Source organism: Streptomyces sp. GC420 (assembly GCF_009916105.1).
Lineage (GTDB): Bacteria > Actinomycetota > Actinomycetes > Streptomycetales > Streptomycetaceae > Streptomyces.
Map to the genome: position 1 here is coordinate 1 of NZ_JAAAXQ010000067.1, position 26,568 is coordinate 26,568.

The following is a 26,568-nucleotide window of genomic DNA, read 5'->3' on the forward strand; positions in this document are numbered from 1 at the left end:
GGGTGGCGCGGGGGCGCACAAGAGCAGGCGGGCGGGCTTCACAACTGACGGGAAATCAGTTACTCCGGAGGGATGGCGGACAGCGACAGCACACGCAGCGAGGCGTACGCGGACCTGGCGGCCGTCGGCCCCTACGGGGTCCGTCCCGGCCACGCCCTGATCACCATGGTCGAGCCCCACCCGGGCCATGAGTACGCCTTCAACCGCTGGTAATTCCGGTGCACCCCTTTGGCCTGGGCTTATGGGAGTCGAAACGGCTGTGACCTGCTAGGACGGGTTGCAGAGGCGATCGGAGGCAGTCAGAGGAAAACGCTCTGATTCGACCCCGGTTCGACCCGGGCCGCTCGGAGGCAGTCAGAGGCGATCCCTCTGCAACTCGCCTTCGCGTGACCCGAGTTGACGGGCATCGATCAGGAGTAGTGCTCCCGACGGCTCTCCGCTCCGACCTTGGTCGAGCTGCGATGGGGACGCCTGCCTCCGCACGGCGCCGGGCACAAGAAGACCCCAGGACGGCAGTCCTGGAGGCTTTCCTGGCACCGATTGGAGGTCGGTTCCGGATGCCACCCGTGGTTTTTGCGGGCCTGGGTGGCGTCCACGTCCTTGCGAGACGACCCCACCGTGCCACACCACAACCACCAGACAGAACCACGGCGACAGACCTCTCACCCGAACGGCCGACCGGGCCTCCATCAACTCCCTGCGGCGGCAGCTGATCTCCTCCTGCTCGGTGACCTCACCGGCCGCTACGCGGCAGGTAGTTACAGCAGGCTCGGCTCCGACGGCCGGACCGTGGTCCCGCGCGGCGACCGCCAGGGCGCGGCCGAGCACGGGCACCGGATCACGGCCGCCATCGCCTGCCACGTCGCCCGCGCCGGCGGCACCGTCGACGAGCTGATCCGGCTGCTGCTGCATCCCGAGCACGAGGGTGGCAGGCACGCCCGCGGTATCGCGCTGCGTTCCGGGGAGACGCGTGCCCTGGACTACATCCGCCGGGTGTGGGCCAGCGCCGAGGCAGCGGTCGGCAGCACCCGGCTGCTGGAGTCCCGCCACCAGGCGCACGAGGTCCTCGCCGCGTTGCGCGACCGGATCGAGACGACACCGTGGCGTGGAGCGCGGGGCCGGACCGCGCTGCGGGTGCTGCGGGCGCACCTGACCTTCGCCGAGACCGCCGGTGGCCTGCTGCATCACGCCAGTGAGCGGCAGACCGCCGAGGAGGCGGGCATCTCCCGCACGACCCTGCGGGCGGTGTACGAGACGGTCCTCAAGCCGCAGGGCTGGCTGCGCCGCCTGCGGGCCGGCCACGGCCGGGAGGGCTCCACCTGGTACCTCGACGAGGGCTCGGCCGGTCGGGCTGTCCCGGCGCCGCCGTCTCGTTTCCGGACCACTCAGTACCCCCCCGACCCGGCACTTGAGGAGTGGCACATACCTGAGACAGCCGCGACCGCTGACATCGACTCCACCGTCATCGGCCGGTTGATGGGCCACGACGCCTTCGCCCACTGCGGCCTGGGCAGCGCCGCCCTGATGCTCATCGGCGCGCTGCATGCCCGTTCGGCCCAGACCGTCGGTGAGCTTGTCGGCACCTCCTCCGTCTCCCGGGCCACCGTCTACCGGACCCTGCAGCGCCTGGCCGAGTACGGCCTCGTGCACCACCACGGGGAGACGTGGTCTCTCGCGCCTCGCGCTCTGGAGGGCATTGGTAACGGCCTGCCGGAGGCTGCGGGCGCCCCGCGTCCGCGGTCGGCGAACGGCTGGGACGACGTTGCCGAGTTGCACGGCACCGTCGGTATTGCGGCCCGGCGCCAGGTGCTGCACGCGGCCGAGCGCGCGGCCTACCGCGCGAGGCTGGAACGCCTCGCCGAGCACCGCAGCAGGGCGGTGATCATCGTCCGCGACGGCCACGCGGTGCTGGTTCCCGCGCCGCGCCCCGACGAGATTTCGTCCGCCTGGCACGCCCCGGGCGGAGGCGTCCTCGATCCGGTCACCGGCTGTCCGGCCGCCGACTGGCGGGTGGCCACCGACGGACGACTGATCCTCATCACCCCCGCCGACCAGCGCACCTATAACGAACTGGCCGCTGCCCATGCCGAAGCCCTCAGCGAATGGAACTCCGCCGCATGACCCCACAACACAAGCCAGCCACACCGCCCGAGCACGATCGTGTGGCTCCGGAATCCTTGCGCACGCAGTACGAGTCCGGCGCGACGGTCGACGAACTCGTTGCCGCCAGCGGCCTGTCCTACGGCACCGTCCTCAACCGGCTGCACGATGCAGGGGCCGTCATGCGCACGTCGTGGCAGACGCGCAGACTGCGCCAGAACCCACAAGCCCGCCGACGACTCGCGGCACATCTGCGGACCCTGTACGAGCAGCACGGCTCAACCCTCACCGAGCTGGCCGCGGCCGCGGGCGGGACGAGACGTGCCGCGCGACGTCTGCTGATCGAGGCTGGCGGACGCCCGCGCACCACGCAGGAGACCGTGCGGATGCGCTCCGCAGCGCGGGCCGTCGAGCGGCAAAGGCTCGCGGTGTCGTTGCGGGCGAGATACGAGGCCGGGGCCACGGTGCCGGAGCTCGCTGAGGAGTGCAACTACTCCGTCGCCACCGTCTACCGGCTCCTGCACCAGGCAGGCACTCGCCTGCGTCCCCAGCACCACCATGGCCCGGCCCACGCCACGAGGAAGCGGTCATGAGCACTCCCGTCCTGACGGACATCCCCCGTCGTGCCCGGCAGATACACAAGCCGACCGTCCGCCACCCCGACCGCAGCCCTGCAGCGCGGGCACCCCCTGCCGGATGTCGGCCCTCTCGTCGACGCACATCAGTCAACGGCCCTTCCCCTTTTCAGGAGATCAAGCACACGTGAGTGAGAACACCCGTACCAAGACCCTGGCCGCGGCTGCGGCCAACGCCTGGGACGCCTTCGTCATCGTCGTCGGCATGCTCAAGGGCGGCACCAGCAAGACCACCTCCGCCTGGTTCATCGCCCTCTACTACGCCGTCGTCCTCGACCTGCCCACCCTGCTGCTGGATGCCGACGCCACCAGCCAGTCCGCCTACGACTGGTTCAAGGTCGCCCAGGCCGCCGGCTTCGAGATCCCCGCCAACCTGGTCGTCGAGCGGTGTCCGTTCGACGACATCGCCGAGTACATCCGGGCCAAGCGTGCCGAGTTCGGCGCGATCGTGGTCGACGCCGGCGGCGGCAGCGCCCGCATCTTCCACGAGGCTGTTACCGAGGCGAACCTGCTGCTCGTCCCGGTCGCCCCCACCAAGATCGAGCGCCGCAAGCTCGTGGCGACCTTCGATGAGGCCGAGCGCGCCGCCGCCCGCAACGAACACGGCGTCACCGCCCATGTCGTCATGGTCAAGGCCGACGACCGCACCAGCCTGCCCGGCCGGGCAAAGGACCAACTGCTCGACCCCGCCGAGGGCGAGGGCATCGGCCCGGACCGCGACGAGGCGTTCCCGCTCGCCGAGACCACCATCCACTCCTGGGTGCACTACATGGAGGCCTTCGGCGAGATCCCGACCGAACTGAGCGAGTACGCCGAGCTGATGAAGGAGCTCACGGCATGACCGAGCGCATGAAGCCCCCGGCCCGCCGCACGGGTGGTCGCACTCTGGGCGGTGCCAGGAAGGCTGCCCCTCCTCCGCCGACTGCCGAGCTCACCCCTGAGCAGCTCGCTGCTGACCAGGCTGCTGACCAGCGCGAAGACCGTCGTGCTGCCGGTGAGACGGAGGGGCAGGCAGTTCCTTCTGCCGTTCCTGCCGAGGGGGCGGCGCGGGTCCGGGCGGTGACAGTGTCCGAAGTGACGCAGGCTTCCGCCCAGCGGGCCGTTGAAGTCGCGCCGAGCGGCCTCATGCAGGATCCAGTCGCCGGTCAGCTGGCGGGCGCGGCCGTCGCCCCCGAGGCGGGGACGGAATCCGGTGGGGAGCCGGTGATGCGGCAGGCGCCGCCTGTGGTCCCGGCTCCCGAGGCTGCGGGACCGGCGCTCCAGCCCACACAGCTGGCCGAACCCGTTGCGCAGTATGGCCCATCTCAGGTCGTCTCGTCGGCTTCTATTGCGGCCCCGACCGCCGAGGTGGTGGTTCGCCCGGCAGTTCCTCAGATCACAGGCAGTACGGCATTCCCGGTGAGGACTGACGTCCCGGGGCCTCGCCAGGAACAGGACGTGCGATCGCAGGAGCTGCCCAGCGATGGAACGCCGTATGCTCACGGTCCCGGCCGTCCCAAGGACGTTCCCGAGGTCGCCGTTGTACTGAACCAGCGCATCATCACGCGGGAGAGTCTCGACTCGTCGGTCCCCGCCGCGCTGAGGCTGAAGAAGCGGATCAAGCGCTTCGCGCTGGACAACGAACTCGACCACCTGCCCATCGGCGACATCGTCTCGGTCGCACTGGACGAGTGGCTCACCGCCCGCGGCTTCTGACACGACGTGCAACTCCTAGCTGGCCGCGAGCGTCGATCTCGTTTGCCGCCAGCTGTCCCGCCGACTATTCCACTATCCCAATAGGCGGCTGACTAGCCGCCTATTGGACCTACCGGAGCAACCCCCATGCCTGATCTCACCCATCACGTCCGACGACTACGTGAGTTGGCCGACGCGCTGGAAGCGCGCTCCCAGCCCGCCGCGGACCCGCTCGCCCCCCATCCTGACACGCTGGAGGTCATCAGCCACCGCCATACCAAGCGTGGACAGCTCAACTACGCCGTCCCCGATGCGCTCCAGCTCCACAAGCGCATCCGCCGCTACAACGCCGACCACGACAAGCCCCACGGCGACATTGTCGCGCTCGCTCTCGACAGCTGGCTGCGCGCCGAGGGTTACCCGCCTGATCAGTTGCAGGCGCCGGAGAAGCGGTAGCAAGGGGACTGCCATTGGCGAAAGTGGCTATTCTGCTGATTTCACACTTTGTGACTGCTCACTCCAGTGGCGGAGTGGTTGTCGCGGAGCGCCCCGCCGCTACTCCCTTCGACCTCGGCCAGAGCGGGCCGTAATCGCGTGGGCACTAACCGCGTTAGCGCTTGTCGAGCTTCTCCCAGATGCTCCCCTGCTCACCGACCGCCTCCAAGAGGATGCTCTGGATGCGCAGGGGGATGTCCTGAATGTAGGGCAGAGAACCGACGTTCCATGCTGCCAGGTCGTCGACAACCATCTGGATGGGTTCGACTAGCGTGGTACAGCCCTCGGCTCGCTGCTGCCAGGCGGCGCTCTGCCTTTGCCCGGCCGCCTCCGATTCCATGTTGCTGATGAACTGATAGCCCTTGAGAGCGGCCATGGTGAACAGGCGGTCGGCTACTACGGCGCGGTTGTCCACCGTATGCGGGTGTCCGGCCGCGGTCAGAGTGTCCTCGATGAGGGTCGGGGGGACGGTGGGAGCGGTCAGTTCGATCGATCCGTCAGGGAAGGTGCCGATGGAACTCAGTGAACCGTCCCGCATCTTGAGGTTGCCGATCAATGGCAGGTTGAGCCGCTCGGAGCCGGATCCGAGCGGGAAGACGCCCAGGAGGGTGCCTCGACTGCTGCGTCCGAAGGTGAGGAGGAGGAAGTTGCCTGCCTGGTCCTCGCCGGCGTACACGGCCGCCGGTGCCTCCGCTGCCTCGCCGTGCCAGGTGTGACCGGCGGGCACGAGGTGCGGGAGCGTCGGGTACTTGCGGTTTCGGTAGCTGTCCATCAGGTCTTCCACGGACTGCACGGCGTCTCCGAGGGACAGCGAACTGGCGAGCTTTCGACCGGAGCCGAGCATGGCCGAGGGGGCGGCCCGGCCAGGCTGGGACGGCTTGCTGCGACGGCTGAACAGACCCATCGTGTGATCCCTCCGAAAGTGTTCTGAGGTCGTGCGATCCGGACCTGGATTCGTTCGGAACATGGCCGGATGTCACGTTTTCTGTTCGTCACCGCTCTTTGAGTGCTCGGCGCCGCATGGGTGTCATCCTTGGAAGCGGGCCCGGGCCGAGAGCCAGGCGACGATCGAGCAGGCGGCTGCGGCCGCGATTGACCATTCCGCGGGCGCGGCGTGTTTGTGGCGCAGGTAGAACGCGATGGTGGCCAGCAGCCAGCCGAGCAGGCCACCGAGTAGCGCCAGGCCCGTAAGGTCGAAAAGGACCGGGGTGGTCTGCTGCTTGCCACCGCGCAGCATCCGCAGTCCGCCTGTGGGCAGCACCACGGCGAACAGAGCGAGCAGCCAAATGACCGGAGCGTCGAGCACGGCAGGTAGGCGGATCTTGTACTGCAGCGACTGGACGGCGGCCAGAAGGGCGAGTAGGCCGCTTACCAAGGCGCCTTGTATGAGGGTTGCGTGCTGGCGCTGCGCCTGGGCCTGTTCGGCGACGAACGAGCCGCCGAGGGCGATGACGGACTCGGCGCGTTCCATCGTGGCGCTGAGGTGCTCGGCTGCGTCGTCCGCCCGCTGGGCCAGCCAGTCCGCGGTGCGCCTGTCCTCGACAAGGGGTGAGCCCGGGGTGTCGTCCGCGTTCGGCGGCACGGCCTGGAGCATGTTTGTGGCCAGGCTCTGGGCGGTGCGGCAAAGCGAACGCAGGTCGGCCCGGCGGGCGGCGAGGTCGTGGGCGCTGGCTCGCAGCCGTTCCATCCGGGTCTCGGCGTCCAGTGCCGCCCCGGCGAACAGCGGACGCGGGTCGTTCACTCCGCTCGCGTGCAGTTTTCCGAGCGCGTCGGCTTCCTCGGTGACCTCGTGGTCACAAGCTCGAACGGCTTCCTGGGCCCGGGCGAGTACAGCGACATGATGGCGCACGAGACCGGCGTGCAGGAGATGCCGCGTGAGCGGCGCCGGTTCGGCTGTCCCCGTCTGCCACAGCCACGCGTCCAGCGCTGCTTCGTCGTCCCTGCCGAGCACTACGAGTGTGCGCAGCCCTGGGTCTGTGGGCGTTCGGTGGATTTCCCAGAGCAGCCTCCCGGGGGCTACCTGCGTCCAGGGGCCCGGCTCCCCTGAGAACGGTCCGAGGAGGCCGGAGGCACGTCGGGTCAGGGCGTCGGCACGGGCCGGTCTTCGCAGAGGCTGCCGGGGCAGCGGGCCGAGGGCCCGGGCCACGAGCGTCACGCCGAGGACCTCGTCGGGTACGGGACCGGCAGGGGCCTTCGCCGCCCAAGCCGAGGCAGCCGATTCCCAAGTGGGCACAGTGCCGGGCCGGCGAGGCAGGACGAGTGACAGTCCAGTCACGTCCCCACGCGACCAGAGAACGGCTTGGTCATCCGATTCACGAGGCCCCGAGGCGCGGGCGGCGAGGATCGTCGCCGCCGCGCTGTACGGGACGTCGTCGGGTAGGTCGTCGGGCTCCGGGAGGTGAGGGTAGGGGCCGATGGGGTCTGCCATACCGAGGTTCTGGCATGCCGACCACATGCGCTTCAGGTACGTGCGGGCACTCGTGGTGCCAGGCGCCACGGGGTGAGAGGCGGACAGAGTCAGCGACCGGAAGAAGACGTGAACGACCAAGGCGGCTTCCCGCAGACTGCGGTCAAGCACGGGGCGTGGACTGCAGTCGGCCGATCTTCTCCATGAGTTTGGGGATCCGTTCGAGCACGGGTTGTGGCGGCGGTCCGGGAGGCTGCTCGCCGATTCGGGCCGGCCCGTGGTAGGCGCCGGTGAGGTCCTTCACATCCCGGGTGGCGGTGATCAGCGCGGAAGCGTCGCGCTGGTCGATCGCCGTTTGCATGGCCGTGCTCAGGATGAGCTCCACCTGTACCCATTCCTGGGCACTGGCCTCCATATCCGGCAGCAAGGTCAGGACGGTCTGCGCGTCCTCGGTGGCTCGGTCCAACGCATCGTCGTTCACACGGTCCCCCTCCGCGCGTCAGTGCGGATACCCCTGGGATGACTCGACGTGGGCGAACCGGTCGATGCGGGCCTATGCGCACTGAAGTAACAAGTCCATATAAGTGCACTTCGAGGGGTGTAACACTAACGTATGGTCCCTCAGCATGTGGGGGAATGGGGAATGTTGTGGTCTCCGATGACGGGACGACGCCTGACGATGTCGAGAGGGTCCGTTCGTTGCTCGAAGGGTTACCGCGAGGGCATCCGCATCGCGTTTATGCGCTGGACGAGTTAGGGAGAGCGCTGCGTCAGCGATTCGGCCTGTTTCCCGATACGGCTTTGATCGAGGAGGCCGTCGAGAGACACCGTGCCGCGCATCGGCTGGCCCCGCTCGGCGATGAGGTCGTATTCCAGGTGAACCTGGCCCATGCGCTCCTCGATGCGTATGAAGCCCGGATCAAGGACACGGCCTCGCTGGAGGAGGCGTATGGGCTGCTCCGCTCGGCGCTGGAGTCCGGTGGGATCAGCCAGGCCGACGAGCCGACGGTCCTTGCCTCATTGGCCACAGTGCTGGATCGGCGTTGGGACCGGTACGGCCGCGAGGAGGATCTCCTGGCTTGCGTCGAACACCACCGGCGGGCCGCGAAGTCGGCCGAGGAGCAGGGGCATCCGCGAACGGCTCTGTTCTGCGCCAATCTGTCCGACGCCCTGCTGGATCTGTTCTCCCACTCGTCTGACAGGGCCCACCTTGCGGAAGCGGTCCGCGCCGCCGACAGGGCCATGGCGGCGGCACCCCCGGGGCACCCTGATCTGACTGCGGCTCTGGACAGTGCCTGCCGCGTGGGGGAGCAGCAGTTCGAACAGGACGGCGACGTCGCGCACTTGCGGCGGGCGGAGGGTTTCGCCGAGCAGGCGTGCTCCGCGCCGAGAGAATCGCAGGGAGCCGACCGAGGCAGCCTCTTTGACGTATGGGCGAACGTCCTGCGCACCTGGCACGGCGCGACCGGCGAACCGTACCTGCTGGACCGGGCGATCGCGGCCCAACGGGAAGCAGTCAAGGCGACGCCGCCAAGGAACATGAACCGGGCAGGGATCCTTGCCAACATGGCGACGACGTACTGGCGGCATGCCAAGGCGACAGGCGACCGCACGTTCCTGCCGGAGGCGTACGACCTCTACCGGAAGGCCATCTCGGGTGCTCCCGGTGCACGTTCTGCGGCACTGCACCGGTCCAATCTCGCATCCATGCTCTCGGAGTTCAGCGACGTCTTCGCCACGATGCTGTCGATGACCGAGCAGGAGGTACTGGATCTGGCGGTCAAGGAGGAAGAACTTGCTGCCGACGCCTTGCCCATGAAGGACGCGCAGCGCCGCAGATACACACTTGGCATCGCCGTCCAGCTCGCTGTTCGCTACGACGAGCGACACCGAATGGAGGACTTCGAGCGCGCCGTGCGGCTCCTGGAGGAGAACCTGCAGGCGGCCGACACCGAAGCCGAGGCGGCGCGGTATCGCCTCGGGATCGCCTGGATGTGGCGCATGCGCGCCCTCCACACGCTCGACCCGTCGGATCTCACGTCCGCGGAAACGGCGCACCGGCACGCCTTGGACGCCTACCGGGGGGTGCCCGCCCAATTGGAGGTACATCTCAAGTACGGGCTGGCCATGGTGCTGCGGTTTTCCGCCGAAGGCTGGATCGTTGGCGGACGTCCCTTCACGGGCGCGTTCGTCGCCCGCTATCAGGAGGCGACGGAGCTGTACCGATGGTGTGCGCTGCACGCCGACGGCCTTGTCCAGGACCGCATCCGACGTGCCGATGCCTGGGCACGGGCGGCCGCGCATCTGCAGAACTGGCCGGAGGCGTTGGAGGCGTACCGCCTGGCTTTCTCGCTCGTTCCGCTGCTCGCACCTCAGCATCTGTCCCGGCCGGACCGCGAACAACTGCTGACCAATCTGGACGGGGTAGCCGCCGACGCCGCGGCCTGTGCACTGTCCATGGGTGACCCGTACGCCGCTCTGGAGTTCCTGGAGAGCGGCAGGGGGCTGTTCCTCACCGAGTCGCTCGGGCTCAGGGAGGAACTGGCGAAACTTGACACGCACGCACCCCAGTTGGGGCGCCGGTTCTTGCAACTGCGTGCTGAAGTAACAGCGTCGGGCGTCGGGACCGCGTGGAGCCGCGACGGTTCAGAGGCTGCTGTCGAACAGGAGCTCATGGATGCGGAGTTGTCGGCAAACCGTGCTCGGGCGACAGAGCTGCAGGAGGTGCTGGGCGCCCTGCGCAAAGTGCCAGGACTGAACCGGTTCCTGTTGCCGCCGGACGCCCGCGACCTCGTTGACGCATCGATGGACGCGACCGGCACCGTGGTCGTGATCAACGTGTCCGGTATGCACTGCGACGCGCTCATCGTCCGCGATGGCACGGTCCGGGTACTGCCCTTGCCGGATCTGACCTGGCACGAGGCACTGAGGCGATCGGAGGCTCTGCAGCGGTCCACTTGGCGTGCCTCCGACCGCAGCCTGTCCGTGGAGGAACGCGCCCTGGCCGAGCAGGAACTCTCCGCCGTTCTCGACTGGCTCTGGCGCACAGCCGCACGACCGGTGCTGGACGACCTCGACCGACCTCGACCGACTCGTCGCCGCGCTCAGGCTCTGCCGACCACGGAAAACCTGCGACCGCGCGTCTGGTGGTGTGCGACGGGAGTGCTGAGCGGCATGCCCTTCCACGCTGCTTCACCCCTTTCCTCTCCCGCGCAACCATCACATCCGGGCACTGGTTCGGACTCCGTCATCGACCGCGTGGTGTCGTCCTACACCCCGACACTCAGCGTGCTGGCGTACTCGCGGGACACCCTGCTCGGCAGCGCCCCCAAGGTGCTCGCTGTCGGGATCAAGGACACCCCGGGCCATCCGAAGCTGGCCGCCGCTCACCTGGAGGTGCAGGCCGTGTGCCGCTGGGCGCCGAACGCCGCGGTGCTCCGCGACGAGGAGGCGAGCCGTGACATGGTGCTCGCCGGGCTCAGGTCGCACGACTGGGTGCACTTCGCGGGCCACGCCGAACAGGACCCGTCGGCCAACGACAACGGACACCTGGTGTGCCACGACCACGCGACAGCGGGCCCACTGACCACAGCGGACATCGCGGACGCCCAGTCGGCCTACCGGTCGTTCCTCGCCTACCTCGCAGCCTGTGACACCGCCCGGGGCCGCGCGAACCTCACGGATCAGGCGATGCACCTCGCAGGCGGCGTGCAGTCCGCGGGATTCACTCATGTCGTCGCCTCGTTCTGGCCCCTCCAGAGCAACACTTCCCTGCTGATGACCCGGGCCTTCTACAAACATCTCGACGGGCAGCCCGTCACACACGACGCCGTTGCCCGAGCCGTTGACCACGCGGTGAGGGCCGCCCGGGAGGGCAGCCCTGGCCGGCCCTCTTGGTGGACCTCGCTCCACCACGTCGGCCCCTGATCCCTGCAGCGGCGCACCAACTACATCCCGGAGGGCACCCCCGCACCGCGACACGAACGAGTACCCCGTCCTCACCTCGCATCCTCACCCCGCAGCGTATGGCCACGGAGACGACCAGCACATGACCGCCCACCTCGAACAGCAGCCCTCGTCCGACGACACGACCAGCGCACCGAGACTGACACTGATCGAGCAGACCTACGCCAATTCCACCCCTGGGGACACCATCCTGGACTACCTCGACGCCTGCGCGGTGCTCGTCGAGGAACGAGGCACAGACGCGGTGTCGGTCGCGCGCACCGACACCGGACACCTTCTCACTCCGGTCGGATCGGCCGACTTCGGATACTGTCCGTTACCGGGTGGCGGCAGCGTGGCAGCGCGCCGCCCCACCGGCAGAATCTGGACGGGCCTGCCGGCGGCCGACTACATCGAGACGCACTGGACGACCGCCTCGGCCGAGGACCCCGTCCGCTTCGGGGCCTTGGAGTACAGCTCGACCCGCTGGCTGTACCGCGACGACCGTCCCGCGACCATCGAGGAGGGTGGCCCGTCGCCCGCGCTGCTCTGGGACGCGGCGAAGCTGACGGTGTCGGACGACGGCCGGACGGCGGTCGTGCTGGAGTTCCGTGGCCGCGGCACCTCACGCGTGATCGTGTGGGTGTACGACTTGATGTCCGCCACGCGCCGCCGTGTCGGAGCCCTGCCACAGCTGGTGCTCAACAGCGAGCCGTCGATATCGTGCGATGGCCGATGGCTGCTGGTGGGCTCCCGCGAGGTCCTGCTCATGTGCCTCGAAGACGGCCGTGCCACGCTGTTGCCGGGCATACGGGCAGCTACCTGGACACCACATCTCGGCGCCAATGTGATCGCGGCGGTCGAGGGGCCCGACCAGGGCCCGGGCGTCCTGACGCTGGGCGACCTGCACACCGGCGCACGAGATGTGGTCTGCGGGATCGATGTCAGGGTCGATGCCCTCGACATCTCGGGCGCCGGGGAGATCGCCGCAGTGGTCGCCACACCAGGCATCGAGGGCTGGATGCCCAACGTAGTCCGCGTCGACGCCGGCACCGGGGAGTTCGAACCGATCTTGCCCTGGCGCCTGCTGTCCGGGACGTACCGGCTCACCGAGGCGCCTCGATGGGGACTGCGCGGCACGAACCGCGACACGGTCGAGCTGTCGCCCGGCATCGAGTCGTCCATGACCCAAGTGACGGTCACCGAGGACGAACGAATCGAGTCGGCCTCCGAGACGGCGGACTACACGCAGGAGTTCACCCAGCGCCTGAACAACCGTTTCCGAACGTTACTCGAAGCGCCCGGAGCAGCGGTCGTCCTGCTGCCGGAACTCGTCGGCCTGACGCAGTGGCTGCTGCCCCGCAGACCGAACCTGCTGGGGCCGGTCCGGCAGCGCATAATCCCGCGTCTCGCCGAGTGTGCAGCCGACCCTGTCCTGGCACCAACGAGCGATGCGTTCGCGAAGGCGGCTGAGCAGCTGGAGCAAGCCTGCAAGGAAGCGCACCGCTGAAGGCCGGACCACTTCGCACGCAGCCCCGGGCAGGCGTTCACCACCGCCCGCACAAGACAGCCGACGCAGCGCTGGGGCCTTGGGCCCCGTCTGTGATGCCGGCGAGCCCTCACCCCGCACTCCTAAGTGTGTTGACGTCGTCAACGGACTGCGCGTATGGCCTTCCTGGTCTGTTTCGTGTACGATTGCCAAGCTGAAGGTGTTTCCTGGCCACACAGGGCACCGGGAGCCGCCGTGGGGAGTCTCGCGTACCCGATGGGACCGTGGGGAGAAGGCAGAGGAGTGGGCCGTGGAACGGGAGACGATCGCCGGTCGGTTTCGACTGCTGGGGGCGATTGACTCGGGCAACATGGGCGAGGTCCACCGGGCCGAGGACCTGCAGACGGCCGAGGCTGACGCCGATCGGATCGTCGCGGTGAAGCTCATTCTGCGGCGCCGGTCTGGCGCCCACGTCAGCACCGGGGCGGACGAAAAGACCGTGCAGCGTTTCGCTCGCGAAGTGCGCATCATGGGCATGCTCAACCACCCCAACCTGCCCCGGACCATCGACGGCGGTGTGGACCGCGCCGACGACACGGAACCTGGTCTGCCCTACCTGGCTATGGAGTTCCTGGACGGCCATCCGCTCGCCGACCTCGTCATCGAGGAACCGCAGCTGCCCGTGTCCTGGGTGGCCGGCATCGGCGTACAGATGACCGACGGGCTGGCCGCTGCCCATGCCGTCGAGGTGGTCCACCGGGACCTGAAGCCCCGCAATGTCATGCTGACGCGCGGCGGGCTGGTGAAGGTCCTGGACTTCGGCATGGGGCGCATCGTCGACGACCCCGACGGCACCCAGCTCACCAGCACAGGCGTCACCGTCGGCACCGCCCGCTACATGGCGCCCGAGCAGTTCCAGGGAAAGCTGGTCACGCAGGCCGCCGACCTCTACGCGTTGGGCTGCGTGCTGTACGAGATGCTGGTCGGCGTCCCTCCCTTCGTCGGGGAGTCCGCATACGAGCTCGGCGAGAAACACGTCCACGAGCCGCCGACCCCCGTGCGGCTGATCCGCTCCGACGTGCCGGAACCACTGGCACGGCTGGTCGACCGCCTGCTCGCGAAGGACCCGGCCGACCGCCCCGCCGACGCGACCGCGGTACGAGAGGCGCTGCTGCCCTTCGTGGCTGAGGGCGCCCCGCTGCCCGCCTGGGGCGAGTTCGATCCCGTGCGTCGTCTCCTGGAGATGCGTTCCGAGGGCCCGGCCCCCGCCGCCCTGCCTGAGCCGGGCCGCTCTCCGTCAGCTCCGTCCCGCGAGCCGCGCCAGCCCACCAGCGGCGGCATGGACGTCTTCGGTGTCCACCGCAAACTCATCGACGACTACCGCGACTTCACCGAGGGCGGCACGGTGATCCGCGACGACCGGATCGCGGCGTTCGTCGAGGACGACCTGAACGCCAAGTCCCAGTGGCCCGATCCGTGGCTGTCGCTCAACCCCTTCTTCGCCTCCGCGGGCACCGTCGCCGAACTGGCCACCAGCAAGGTGCTGCACCCAGAGTGTGCTCGGATCTTCCAGGCAGGGAAGACGCACGGTGGCACCGTCTGCGACGGCCGTCCGCTCACCCTGCACCGCCACCAGCGCGAGGCCGTCGACGGCGCTCGCGAGGGAGTCTCGTACGTCCTGACCACCGGAACCGGCTCCGGCAAGTCCCTCTCCTACATCGTGCCGATCGTCGACAAGGTGCTCAGGGAGCGCGAGGCCGAAGGCCCCGCCGCACGCAAGCGGGTGCGGGCGATCATCGTCTATCCCATGAACGCCCTCGCCAACAGCCAGCTGAAGGAGCTGGAGAAGTACCTGCGCGACGGGTACGGCGCCGGGCGTGAACCGGTCACCTTCGCGCGCTACACCGGTCAGGAGGACGACACCCGGCGCCGCGAGATCCGCGACGACCCGCCGGACATCCTGCTCACGAACTACGTGATGCTGGAGCTTATGCTCACCCGGCCCGACGACCGCAAGAGCCTCATCTCGATGGCGGAGGGGCTGGAGTTCCTCGTCCTGGACGAGCTGCACACCTACCGCGGCCGTCAGGGCGCCGACGTGGCCCTGCTCGTCCGGCGTGTCCGTCAGGCGTGCCGGGCCGACCGGCTCCAGTGCGTCGGCACTTCCGCGACCATGTCGACGGAGGGCACCTGGGAGGACCAGCGGCAGGTCGTCGCCGAGGTGGCCTCGAAGCTGTTCGGTACGACTGTCCGCCCCGAGCATGTCATCGGCGAGACGCTGGTCCGGGCCACCGACCCGGCACCCGACGTGGTTCCGCCGGACCGGCTCACGGCTCCGACCGCTCCGCGCGCGTACGCCGACCTGGTCCGCGACCCGCTGGCCCGCTGGATCGAGACGCGCTTCGGCCTGGCCGAGGACGAGGTGACCGGCCGCCTGGTACGGCAGAAGCCCGCGAAGATCGAGGACGCCGCCGCGGAACTCGCCGAGGCGAGCGGCGTACCCGTGGACCGGTGCGCGCAGGCCCTCCGCGACACGCTGGAAGCAGGCTCCCAGGCCCGCCACCCGGTCACCGAGCGTCCCCTGTTCGCGTTCCGGCTGCACCAGTTCCTCTCCAAGGGCGACACCGTGTACGTCACCCTGGAGGACAAGGCGAGCCGCCACCTCACCCGCGACTACCAGCGTGTCCAGCCCGACAGCGGCGGCAAGCTGCTGATGCCGCTCGCCTTCTGCCGCGAGTGCGGCCAGGAGTACCTGACCGTGTGGCGGACGGAGAAGGACGGCGAGGTCCGCTACGAGCCCCGCCGGGACACCGCCGCCACCGGGGGCCGTCAGGGTGACGGGTACCTCTACGTCGACCCCGACCGTCCGTGGCCGCTCAGTCCGGACGAGGCGATCGCCGACCGCCGACTGCCCGAGTCCTGGCTGGAGATCGACGACCGCGGCCAGGAGACCATCAAGAAGTCCTACCGGGACCGTGTCCCGCGCGCGGTCAGGGTCGACCCGTACGGCACCGAGGGCCGCGGGGAGCTGCACGCCGCCTTCATCCCCTCCCCGTTCCTGTTCTGCCTGCACTGCGGTGTCGCCTACGAGCAGACCCGCGGCAAGGACTTCGCCAAGCTGGCCACCCTGGACCAGGAGGGCCGCTCCTCGGCGACCTCCCTCATCTCCGCCTCCGTGGTCCGCTCCCTGAAGGCGGTTCCCCCGGAGGCGCTCGACAAGGCGGCGCGCAAGCTCCTCACCTTCGTCGACAACCGGCAGGACGCCTCCCTCCAGGCGGGCCACTTCAACGACTTCGTCCAGATCACGCAGCTGCGCGGCGCGCTCTACCGGGCGGCCCTCGACGCCGGAGAGGACGGCGTCCACCACGAGGAGCTGGCCTCCACCGTCGCGAACGCCCTCGCCCTCGAACCGGCCGACTACACCGGCCAGTCGGACCTGCCGCCCGCGCTCGCCCGCGCCGCAGCCAAGACCCTGCGCGACGTGATCGCGTTCCGGCTCTACCTCGACCTGGAGCGCGGCTGGCGCATCACCATGCCCAACCTGGAGCAGACCGGCCTGCTCACCATCGACTACGAGGACCTGCAGTGGGTCGCCGAACATGACGAGCGCTGGCAGGACACACACGCCACGCTCCGGGACGCCGACCCGGCCCTGCGCGCCGAGATCGTCAGGACGCTGCTCGACGAGATGCGCCGATCGCTCGCCATCGACGTCCAGTACTTCCGCGACGACTTCGACTCGCTCCAGCGGGCCAGCGAGGAACGCCTCGTCGACCCGTGGGTCCTGACCAAGAGCGACAGCCCCAAGGTGGGCACCGCCTACCCCCGCCCCTCCAGACCCGGCCTGGACCGTTCCGGCCTCTTCCTGTCCGCGCGCGGCAAGTACGGCAAGTACCTGCGCCGCACCCACACCGGCTTCCGCGACCTGGACACCGACGACCTCCAGCTCGTCATCGAGGAACTGCTGAAGGTCCTCGCGAAGGCCGGTCTCGTCACCGAGATCACCGAGGCGCCGCAGCGCTCCGGTCGCTTCCGTACCCCCTCCGGCCCGGCCCTCACCGGGTACCGCGTCTCGGCCGCCTCCCTGATCTGGCGTGCCGGTACCGGACAGACCGGTGCCCACGACCCGCTGACCCGCACCTACGCCAGCGGCGACGGCCCCCGCGTCAACACCTTCTTCCGCGACCTCTACCAGCGGGCCGCCGCCGACCTCGCGGGCCTGTTCGCGCGCGAGCACACCGCCCAGGTCGACCCCGGCGAGCGCGAGAAGCGCGAAGAGGCCTTCAGCAAGGCCGAGTTGAAGCTGCTCTACTGCTCCCCCACCATGGAGCTGGGCGTCGACATCTCCTCGCTCAACGCCGTCATGATGCGCAACGTCCCGCCGACCCCCGCCAACTACGCGCAGCGCAGCGGGCGTGCCGGCCGGAGCGGGCAGCCCGCGCTCGTCACCACCTACTGCGCCACCGGCAACAGCCACGACCAGTACTACTTCCGCCGCTCCGCCCGCATGGTCGCGGGCGCGGTCGCCCCGCCCCGTCTGGACCTCGCCAACGAGGACCTCGTCCTGTCCCACCTCCAGGGCATCTGGCTCGCCGAGACCGGCCTCGCGCTGGGCCGCGCCATTCCCAAGGTCCTCGACACCACCTTCGACGAGTCCGCCGGCCGCCCCGACCCCGCGCTCCTCCTGCACGCCGACATCGAGGCTGCCGCGGCCGACCCCGGCGCCCAGGCCCGTACCGTGGCCGCCGCCTACCAGGTCCTCGGTCCGCTGCTGCCCGAGTTCGCCCGTACGACCTGGTGGGACGAGAAGTGGATCGAGGACCGGGTGCGCTCGGCGCCCGAGCGGTTCAACCTGGCCTTCGAGCGCTGGCGCGACCTGTTCCGGGCCGCCCTGACCGAGCAGTACGTGCAGAACCGCCGCCGCAACGACTTCACCCTCACCGAGGGCGACCGCCGACAGGCCCGGCGCCGCCGCGACGAGGCGGAGACCCAGCTCGCCCTGCTGCGCAACGAGACCCCGGACAGCAAGTCCGTCCTCTCCGACTTCAACCCCTACCGCTACCTGGCCTCCGAGGGCTTCCTGCCCGGCTACTCCTTCCCCCGCCTGCCGCTCGCCGCCTACATCCCCACCACCGGCCGCCGCCACGGTGACGGCGACTACCTCCAGCGCCCCCGCTTCCTCGCCATCCGCGAGTTCGGCCCCGGCGCGCTGATCTACCACGAGGGCGCCCGCTACCAGGTCACCCGCATCCAGCTGCCGCCGGACGCCTCCGGCGACATCGTCACCGGCGAGGCCCGCCGCTGCGGCCACTGCGGCTACCACCACGACCCGCAACAGCGTGCCGACCGCTGCGAGATGTGCGGCCAGACGCTGGGCGCCGCCCTGTACGGCCTGCTCCAGCTGCACACCGTCTACACCCAGCGCCGCGAGCGCATCTCCTCCGACGAGGAGGAGCGGCGCAGGGCCGGCTTCCGCCTGGAGATCTCGTACCGCTTCCAGGACCACGGCGCCCGCCGGGGCCGCCAGGACGCCGGGCTCGCAGACCCGGCCGGCCCGCTGGCGACGCTCTCGTACGGCGACTCGGCGACCGTCCGCATCACCAACATGAGCCGGCTGCGCGCCAAGGAGAACGAGCCGCCCGGCTACTGGCTGGACCCCGCCGACGGCCGCTGGATGAACGAGCGGGACGCCTCCGAGGCGTCCGGCGACTCCAGCGAGATGCCCGTCGTGGACGCCGACGGCAACGAGAAGCGCCGCAAGAAGCGCGTGATCCCCTACGTCGAGGACCGCCGCAACATCCTGGTCGTCACGCTCGACGAACCGCTCGACGAGCCCGTCGCGATCACCCTGATGTACGCCCTGGAGCGCGGCATCGAGACCGCGTTCGAGCTGGAGGACTCCGAGCTCGGCAGCGAACTCCTGCCACCCGACGACGGCCCCCGGGAGCGCCTGCTGTTCATGGAGGCCGCCGAGGGCGGGGCTGGCGTGCTGCGCCGTCTCCAGTCCGAGCCCGGCGCGCTGGCGCAGGCGGCCCGGCAGGCCCTGGACATCTGCCACTTCGACGCCGACGGCAACGACGTGGGCGGCCCGCACCCCGACCGCCCGTGCGCCCGCGGCTGCTACGAGTGCCTGCTGACCTACGGCAACCAGCTCGACCACGCCGCCATCGACCGCCACTCCGTGCGCGACCTCCTGCTGCGCCTGGCCTCCGCCACCGCCGAACCCGAGTCCCGCGGCGAGGCGCCGACCGAGCAGCACCGACGGCTGGTCCAGCAGGTGACCCCACAGACGCCGGCGCAGGCACAGACGCAGACCGAGGCGGACGACGCCCCCGCGGAGCCCGCCGCCTCCACCCCCCTGGAGCAGACCTTCGTCACCTGGCTCAAGGAGCGCGGCCTGCGCCTGCCCGACGAGGCGCAGCCCCTGGTCACCGAGGCGAACGCCGTACCCGACTTCGTCTACCGCATGCCCGGCGTGAACCTCGCCGTCTTCGTCGAACGCCCCGACGCGGAGGACGACGCCACGCGCGACGCTGACGCCGAGGAACGCCTCTACGACGCCAACTGGGACGTCATCCGTTTCCCCCACGACGGTGACTGGGAAGAGATCGCTGCCCGGCACGCCCGGTACTTCGGCACCGGCCACCCCGCGCCCTGACCGGCCGACCGGCCGTCCACCGTCCACGCAGCCGACCCGCACCGACACGCCCGCACCGCCGAGGGCGGAGGGAAGAGGACCAGACCCCGATGACGCTCACCTACTCCGCAGGTTCCCTGGTGACGGCCCGCGGCCGGGAATGGGTCGTACTCCCCGAGAGCGCGCCCGACATGCTCGTCCTGCGCCCCCTTGGCGGCTCGGACGACGACATCGCCGCCGTCTTCCCCGCCTTCGAGGAGGTGGCGGGCGCCGAGTTCGCGCCCCCGTCACCCACCGACCTCGGTGACGCCCGCGCCGCCGGACTGCTCCGCTCCGCCCTGCGCATCGGATTCCGCTCCGGCGCGGGCCCCTTCCGCTCCCTCGCCGGCATCGCCGTCGAACCCCGCGCCTACCAGCTCGTACCGCTGCTGATGGCGCTGCGGCAGAAGACCGTCCGGATGCTGATCTCCGATGACGTCGGCATCGGCAAGACGGTCGAGGCGGGCCTGATCGCGAGCGAACTCCTCGCCCAGGGCGAGACACGGGGCCTGGCCGTGCTCTGCTCCCCGGCCCTGGCCGAGCAGTGGCAGGCGGAACTGCGCACCAAGTTCGGCATCGACGCCGAACTCGTCCTCGCCTCCACCGTCTCCCGCTTGGAGCGCGGCCTGGAACTCGGCCAGTCCCTCTTCGACAAACACCCCAACGTCGTGGTCTCGACGGACTTCATCAAGTCCACCCGCCACCGCGACGACTTCGTCCGCCACTGCCCCGAACTGGTCATCGTCGACGAGGCCCACACCTGCGTGGCCGCCGACGACAACACCTCCGCCCAGCACCAGCTGCGCTACGAACTGCTGCGCCGGATCGCCGCCGCCGAGGACCGCCACCTGCTGCTGGTCACGGCCACCCCGCACAGCGGCAAGGAGTCCGCGTTCCGCAACCTGCTGGGTCTGGTCAGGCCCGAACTCGCCACCGTGGACATGGACTCCCCGCGCGGCCGTGAACTCCTCGCCCGCCACTTCGTGCAGCGCAAACGGGCCGACATCCGCCAGTACCTCACCAAGGAGGACGGCCTCGGCGACGACAGCCTCGCCGAGCGCACGGCGTTCCCGTCCGACCGCTACTTCAAGGACGAGACGTACAAGCTGTCCCCGGCGTACCGCGCCCTCCTGGAGGACGCCATCGCCTACGCGAGCGAACGCGTCGAGGCCGCCGGAGAGCAGGGCAAGCGCGAGGCCCGGATCGCCTGGTGGTCGGCGATCGCCCTGCTGCGCTCCCTCGTCTCCTCCCCGCGCGCCGCCGCCCAGACCCTGCGCACCCGTTCCGCCGCCGCCGCGGCCGCCAGCGCGGAGGAGGCCGACCGGCTCGGCGCCCCGCTCACCCGCGACTCCGCCGACAACGACACCCTGGAGGGCCTGGACGTGGCCCCCGGCGCGGAGACCGATGGCACGCCCGCGGAGGGTGCGGGAGCCCGTCTGGCCGAACTCGCCGAGCGGGCGGCGGCGTTGGAGGGCCCGGCCGAGGACGTCAAGCTCAAGTCCCTGGTCAAGCACCTCAAGGCGCTACTCGCCGACGGCTACCACCCGATCGTCTTCTGCCGCTACATCCCGACCGCCGAGTACGTCGCCGAGCACCTGGAGGGCAAGCTCGGTGCCCGGACCGTCGTCAAGGCCGTCACCGGCACCCTCTCCCCGCAGCAGCGCGTGGAACGCATCGAGGAACTGGCGGCCGAGGCGGGCCAGGACACGGCGGCCCGCAGGGTGCTGGTCGCCACCGACTGCCTCTCCGAGGGAGTCAACCTCCAGCACTGGTTCGACGCCGTCGTCCACTACGACCTCGCCTGGAACCCGACCCGCCACGATCAGCGCGAGGGCCGCGTCGACCGCTACGGCCAGAAGCGCGACGAGGTCCGCGTCATCACCCTCTACGGCAGCGACAACGGCATCGACGGCAAGGTCCTCGAAGTTCTCATCAAGAAGCACCGCCAGATCCGCAAGGACCTCGGCATCTCCGTCTCCGTACCCGACGAGTCGTCCACGGCGGTCACGGACGCCATCGTCGAATGGCTCCTGCTGCGCGGCCAGCAGGCCGAGCAGGAGGGCCTGTTCGGCCTGGAGGCCCTCGAAGCGCTGGACGCCAAGGCCGCGAAACTGGAGACGGACTGGAAGTCGGCGGCCGAGCAGGAGACGACCTCCCGCTCGAAGTTCGCCCAGCGGGCCATCCACCCCGAGGAGGTCGCCCGCGAGGTCGCCGCCATCCGCGACACCCTGGGCCGCGCGGACGAGGTCCAGGACTTCGTCCGCCACTCGCTGGCCGCGCTGGAGGCCCACGTGGTGGAGCTGGGCGATGGCGCGGGCCCCGGCACCGGTTCGGGTTCGGGATCAGGCGCCGGTTCCGCTTCGGGTTCCGGTTCCGGTTCCGGCTTCGGTGATTTCACGGCCGAGGTCAGCGGCACCCCGGCGGGCCTGCGCGACGCCCTGGCCCCGGTGGTCGGCGCCGGCCTGGTCGAGAACGGCAAACCGATCCCGTTCCGTACGACGTCGGCGGTGGCCCGGGGCGAGGCGGCCCTGGTCCGCACGGACCCCGTGGTCGGCGCCCTCGCCTCCCACGTCCTGAACGCGGCCCTGGACACCCAGGCCGAGGGCCGCCGCCCGGCACGCCGCTGCGGAGTGATCACCACGACGGCGGTGACCGCCCGCACCACCCTGCTGCTGGTCCGCTACCGCTTCCACCTCACGCTGCCCTCCCGCCAGGGCGAGAAGCAGCTCGTCGCCGAGGACGCCCGCCTGCTCGCCTTCCAGGGCGCCCCGAAGAACGCCGCCTGGCTCAGCCAGGACCAGGCACTGGCCCTGCTGGAGGCCGAGGCGTCCGAGAACACCGACCCCTACTTCGGCGAACGCACGATGACCCGCATCCTGGACCAACTGTCGTCCCTCACCGACCACTTGGAGGGGTACGGCGAGGACCTGGCCCGCGAACTGTACGACTCGCACCGCCGGGTGCGCCGCGCCTCCGACGAGATCGTCCGGGGCCTGCGGGTCACCGCCCAGAAACCGGCCGACGTGCTCGGCGCGTACGTCTACCTGCCCGCGACCACTGCCGCCGCCGTCACCGCCGTCCCGGGGGAGCACGCCTGATGTCCGCCACCACCCGCAACCAGGTCTTCACCGCCGTCCACACGGTCGGCGGCCTGCTCCCCGCCGACATGCTGCTGCGCATCGCCGAGGGCAAGGACGTCAAGGGCTCCGCGCCCTCCGACTACCGCGTCGCGGGCGCCCGCTCGGTCCGCGACGAGGCCGAACGCCACTGGGACTACCTGAAGGCGGCCTGGCGCGAACTGCGCACGAAACTGCCGGCCGACCCCGAGGCCGAGGTCCGCCCCGACCCGACCGGCCTCGCGATCACCCAGTGGCTCGAACCCCTCTTCGCCGAGCTGGGCTTCGGCCTGCTGACCCCGGTCGGCGCGTCGGGCATCCCCGCCGACGGCGACCCCGACAAGCGGTTCCCGGTCAGCCACCGCTGGAACCACGCCCTGATCCACCTCACGGCCTGGAACGCCCACCTGGACAAGCGTCCGGGCGGCGCGGGCACGGTGCCGCCCCAGTCGATGGTCCAGGAATGCCTGAACCGGACGGAGGCCCACCTGTGGGGCGTCCTGACCAACGGCCGCCAGCTGCGCCTGCTGCGCGACTCCAGCGCGCTCGCGACGGCGTCGTACGTCGAGTTCGACCTTGAGGCCATCTTCGACGGAGAGCTGTTCAGCGAGTTCGTCCTGCTGTACCGGCTGCTGCACGCGTCGCGGTTCGAGGTGGCGGAGGGGGCGGCGCCCTCGTCGTGCTGGCTGGAGAAGTGGCGTGCGGAGGCCATCGCGTCCGGGACGCGTGCGCTGGACCAGCTGCGGAAGGGGGTGCAGGAGGCGATCACGGCCCTGGGGACGGGGTTCTTGCGGCATCCGGGGAACGGGGGGCTGCGGGAGGACGTCCACCCCAAGGCCCTCCAGGCGGCCCTGCTGCGGCTGGTCTACCGCCTGCTGTTCGTCTTCGTGGCGGAGGACCGCGACGCACTGCTGTCGCCGGACGCCGACGCGGTGGCGCGTGAGCGGTACGAGACGTACTTCTCGTCGGCCCGCCTGCGCGCCCACGCCAGGAAGCGGCGGGGCACGGCCCACGGCGACCTGTACGAGGCGTTGTGCCTCGTCCTCACGGCCCTCGGCAACGAGAAGGGCCGTCCCGAGCTGGGCCTGCCCGGCCTCGGCGGCCTGTTCAACGACACCGACGCGGACGCCCCGCTGCGCGGCCTGAAGCTCTCCAACGAAGCCCTGCTGACCGCTGTACGGCACCTCTCCCAGGTCCGCGACGGCAGCGCGGGCCGCTGGCGGGCCGTCGACTACCGGCATCTGGACGCGGAGGAACTGGGCTCCGTCTACGAGTCCCTGCTGGAGCTGGAGCCGAAGTACAGCGCCGCCGACCGCACCTTCGAACTGGTCGAGGTGGCGGGCAACACCCGTAAGACCACAGGCAGTTACTACACGCCGTCGTCCCTCATCGAGTGCCTGCTGGATTCCGCGCTGGACCCGGTGATAAACGACGCGGTGAAGCGGGGCGAGGAAACGGCGGCGAAGTCGGGGACGCCCGACCCTGCGGACTCGATCGTGAACGAACTGCTGTCCCTGACGGTCTGTGACCCGGCGTGCGGCTCCGGCCACTTCCTCGTGGCGGCGGCCCGGCGGATCGCCAAGCAGGTGGCGGCGGTCCGGGAACGCAACCCGGAGCCGACGCTGGACGCGGTCCGCCACGCGTTGCACGAGGTCGTCGCCCGCTGCATCTACGGCGTCGATCTCAACCCGATGGCCGTGGAACTGGCCAAGGTGTCGCTGTGGCTGGAGGCACTGGAGCCGGGCAAGCCACTGAGCTTCCTGGACGCCCACGTGAAGCACGGCAACGGGCTCATCGGGGCGACCCCGAAACTGCTCCGGGACGGCATTCCGGACGACGCGTTCATCGCCACCGAGGGCGACGACAAGAAGCACGCCAAGGCCCTGGAGAAGATCAACCAGCAGGAGCGGGTCGGCCAGGGCAGCCTCTTCGACATCGGCGAGGAGACGGTCAACGTCACCAACACCGTGTTCGGCCGCGGGCTCCGAGCCATCACCCTGGCTCAGGCCAAGGAACTGACCGACGTGCGCCGGCAGGAGGAGGCGTACGAGGAGTGGGTCGCCTCCTCCGAGTACCAGCGCGCTTTGCGGGTCGCCGACGCGTGGTGCGCGGCGTTCGTGTGGCTGAAGACGCCGGAGGCTCCGCGGGCGGTGACGCACTCGGTGTTCAAGGCACTGGAGGACTCCAGCGGCGAGGGAGTCGCGTCGGAGACCAAGGGCGAGATCAGGCGGCTGCGCAAGCAGTACACCTTCTTCCACTGGCATCTGGAGTTCCCGGAGGTCTTCTCGGTGCCGGAGGACGGTCGGGGTGTCTCGGAGGCGACGGGTTGGGCCGGCGGCTTCGACTGCGTGGTGGGAAACCCGCCGTGGGACAGCGTGGAGTTCAAGGAACAGGAATTCTTCGCTCAACGCGCGCCTGAGATCGCCCAAGCGTCACGTACATCTGTACGGAAACAGATGATCGAAGCCCTCAAGAACTCCCCGGACACCCTGCCTCTGTACCAGGAATTCGAGGCAGGCAAGCGGAAAGTGTACGCAGAGAGCCAATTCCTCCGGCGCTCGGGCCGGGTTCCACTGACCGGTCAGGGCAATCTGAACACGTACGCCGTCTTTACAGAGACGGACCGCATATTGCTCGGGCCGAGGGGGCGAGCAGGAGTGATCGTGCCGACCGGGATTGCAACGGATGCGCGGACGCAGTTCTTTTTCAAGGACCTGGTGCAAGGTGGGTCGATCGCGGCACTGTATGACTTCGAGAATCGTGCCGCTCTTTTCCCGGCCGTTGACTCTCGGATGAAGTTCAGCATCCTGTCCGTCACCGGTCAGTTCCTGCGTGAACCGGCGGCAAGGTTCGCGTTCTTTCTTCAAGACCCGGCTGAACTGGACGATGCAGAGCAGACTTTCGTGCTGACGCCGGAGGAGATCGGATTGCTCAAACCGAACACCGGGACCCTCCCAGTGTTCCGCTCCCGCCGGGACGCCGAGATCACGCTCGGGATCTACCGACGGCTACCCATCCTCTGGACTGAGAACGCACTGGATGGAAATCCGTGGGAGGTGTCGTTCCTGCGCATGTTCGACATGAGCCATGACTCGTCCCTCCTCAATCCGCGAGAGAACCTGGAGGCTTCCGGGTGGGTGCTCAGCGGGGCCCTCTACGGCAAGGACAGGGCGCGCATGCTGCCTCTCTACGAGGCGAAGATGCTGCATCACTATGATCACCGTTGGGCCACGTACGACAAGAGCGGCGACACCCGTGCACTCACCCAGAGCGAGAAGGACCGCGCGGACGCTCTGGCACTGCCCCAGTTCTGGGTGTCGGAGCGAGACACCAAGTCGGACAAGATTGATAAGAACGGCGAACCCACTCTCATCCCGGGTGTCCGCAGTCGCCTCGCCAACAGGGGGTGGGAACGCGACTACCTGCTTGGCTGGCGCGACATCTGCCGTGCCACTGACGAACGCAGCATGATCAGCGCTTTGATGCCTGCGGTAGGCGTTGGCAACCAATTCCTTCTGGCGCTGTCCCGCTCTCCGATGCTGCTCGTCGCTGCGTGGTCATCATTCGCCTTCGACTACACGGCCCGTCAGAACATGGGCGGCACCCACTTGAACTTCTTCATCGTTAAGCAGCTTCCTGTCCCCACTCCAGCGCAACTTGCCCCGCACGCCCGTTGGATCACACCGCGAGTTCTCGAACTTGCCTACACGGCGACTGACATGAGCGGGTTCGCGACCGACGCGGGTGACACTGGCTCGCCCTTCCGCTGGAGTGAGTCTCGCCGCCATGCAATCCGCGCCGAACTCGACGCCCTCTTCTTCCACCTCTACGGCATCTCCCGCGAAGACGTCGACTACATCCTCGACACCTTCCCCATCGTCAAGCGCAAGGACGAGGCCAAGTACGGCACCTACCGCACCAAGGAACTGATCCTCGCCGAGTACGACCGCATGGCAGCCGCCGGCCTCACGCTGGAGACCCCGCTCGTGGACGGCGAGAACTACACCTCGACCCTCACCCCGCCCCCGGGC

14 protein-coding genes are annotated in these 26,568 nt (G+C 69.6%); 11 read left to right on the plus strand and 3 right to left on the minus strand.

Annotated features, from left to right (window positions below; genetic code table 11):
• Window positions 1-72: 72 nt before the first annotated feature.
• The 6 genes from GUY61_RS11340 to GUY61_RS11365 all read left to right on the plus strand — a co-directional run bounded on the left by GUY61_RS11340 (window position 73) and on the right by GUY61_RS11365 (window position 4,865).
• Window positions 73-213, plus strand: coding sequence for a hypothetical protein (locus GUY61_RS11340; protein ID WP_166629976.1), 141 nt, complete (start codon window positions 73-75; stop codon window positions 211-213).
• Window positions 214-618: 405 nt separating this feature from the next.
• The gene (locus tag GUY61_RS11345; protein WP_313896618.1) at window positions 619-2,121 is read left to right on the plus strand and encodes a transcriptional regulator; all 1,503 of its coding nucleotides are present in this window, start codon (window positions 619-621) and stop codon (window positions 2,119-2,121) included.
• Window positions 2,122-2,162: 41 nt separating this feature from the next.
• Entirely contained in the window at window positions 2,163-2,693 is a 531-nt protein-coding gene (locus GUY61_RS11350; protein ID WP_313896619.1) for a helix-turn-helix domain-containing protein, read from the plus strand.
• 169 nt (window positions 2,694-2,862) lie between these two features.
• A complete protein-coding gene (locus GUY61_RS11355; RefSeq protein WP_166629978.1) occupies window positions 2,863-3,576 on the plus strand; it encodes a ParA family protein in 714 nt (237 codons plus the stop codon).
• Between the two features lie 596 nt (window positions 3,577-4,172).
• Window positions 4,173-4,430, plus strand: a complete 258-nt coding sequence (locus GUY61_RS11360) for a hypothetical protein (RefSeq protein ID WP_166629979.1) — start codon at window positions 4,173-4,175, stop codon at window positions 4,428-4,430.
• Window positions 4,431-4,556: 126 nt separating this feature from the next.
• Complete coding sequence (locus GUY61_RS11365) at window positions 4,557-4,865, plus strand: hypothetical protein (protein WP_166629980.1); 309 nt, start codon at window positions 4,557-4,559, stop codon at window positions 4,863-4,865.
• Between the two features lie 154 nt (window positions 4,866-5,019).
• Here the strand turns inward: GUY61_RS11365 and GUY61_RS11370 are convergent, their stop codons facing one another.
• The 3 genes from GUY61_RS11370 to GUY61_RS11380 all read right to left on the minus strand — a co-directional run bounded on the left by GUY61_RS11370 (window position 5,020) and on the right by GUY61_RS11380 (window position 7,792).
• Entirely contained in the window at window positions 5,020-5,808 is a 789-nt protein-coding gene (locus GUY61_RS11370; RefSeq protein ID WP_166629981.1) for a hypothetical protein, read from the minus strand.
• Window positions 5,809-5,931: 123 nt separating this feature from the next.
• Window positions 5,932-7,482: a CATRA conflict system CASPASE/TPR repeat-associated protein gene (locus GUY61_RS40055; protein ID WP_313896620.1), complete on the minus strand. Its 1,551-nt coding sequence runs from the start codon at window positions 7,480-7,482 to the stop codon at window positions 5,932-5,934.
• On the minus strand, window positions 7,475-7,792 hold the full coding sequence (locus GUY61_RS11380) for a CATRA system-associated protein (protein WP_166629983.1): 318 nt from the start codon (window positions 7,790-7,792) through the stop codon (window positions 7,475-7,477). Before GUY61_RS11380 ends, GUY61_RS40055 begins: the two co-directional genes overlap by 8 nt.
• Before the next feature lie 155 nt (window positions 7,793-7,947).
• Here GUY61_RS11380 and GUY61_RS11385 point away from each other — a divergent pair, with 155 nt between their 5' ends.
• From GUY61_RS11385 to GUY61_RS11405, 5 genes are all read left to right on the plus strand, one after another.
• Window positions 7,948-11,238 (plus strand): CHAT domain-containing protein, encoded by a 3,291-nt coding sequence (locus tag GUY61_RS11385; protein ID WP_166629984.1) that lies wholly within the window; start codon window positions 7,948-7,950, stop codon window positions 11,236-11,238.
• Between the two features lie 121 nt (window positions 11,239-11,359).
• Window positions 11,360-12,766, plus strand: coding sequence for a hypothetical protein (locus tag GUY61_RS11390; protein ID WP_166629985.1), 1,407 nt, complete (start codon window positions 11,360-11,362; stop codon window positions 12,764-12,766).
• A gap of 349 nt (window positions 12,767-13,115) precedes the next feature.
• Window positions 13,116-19,403, plus strand: a complete 6,288-nt coding sequence (locus GUY61_RS11395; RefSeq protein WP_243766367.1) for a protein kinase domain-containing protein — start codon at window positions 13,116-13,118, stop codon at window positions 19,401-19,403.
• An 89-nt stretch (window positions 19,404-19,492) separates the two neighbouring features.
• Complete coding sequence (locus GUY61_RS11400; RefSeq protein WP_166629987.1) at window positions 19,493-22,519, plus strand: DEAD/DEAH box helicase; 3,027 nt, start codon at window positions 19,493-19,495, stop codon at window positions 22,517-22,519.
• The coding region (locus tag GUY61_RS11405) for an Eco57I restriction-modification methylase domain-containing protein (RefSeq protein ID WP_166629988.1) at window positions 22,519-26,568 on the plus strand (4,050 nt) is incomplete at its 3' end. The genes GUY61_RS11400 and GUY61_RS11405, both read left to right, overlap by 1 nt.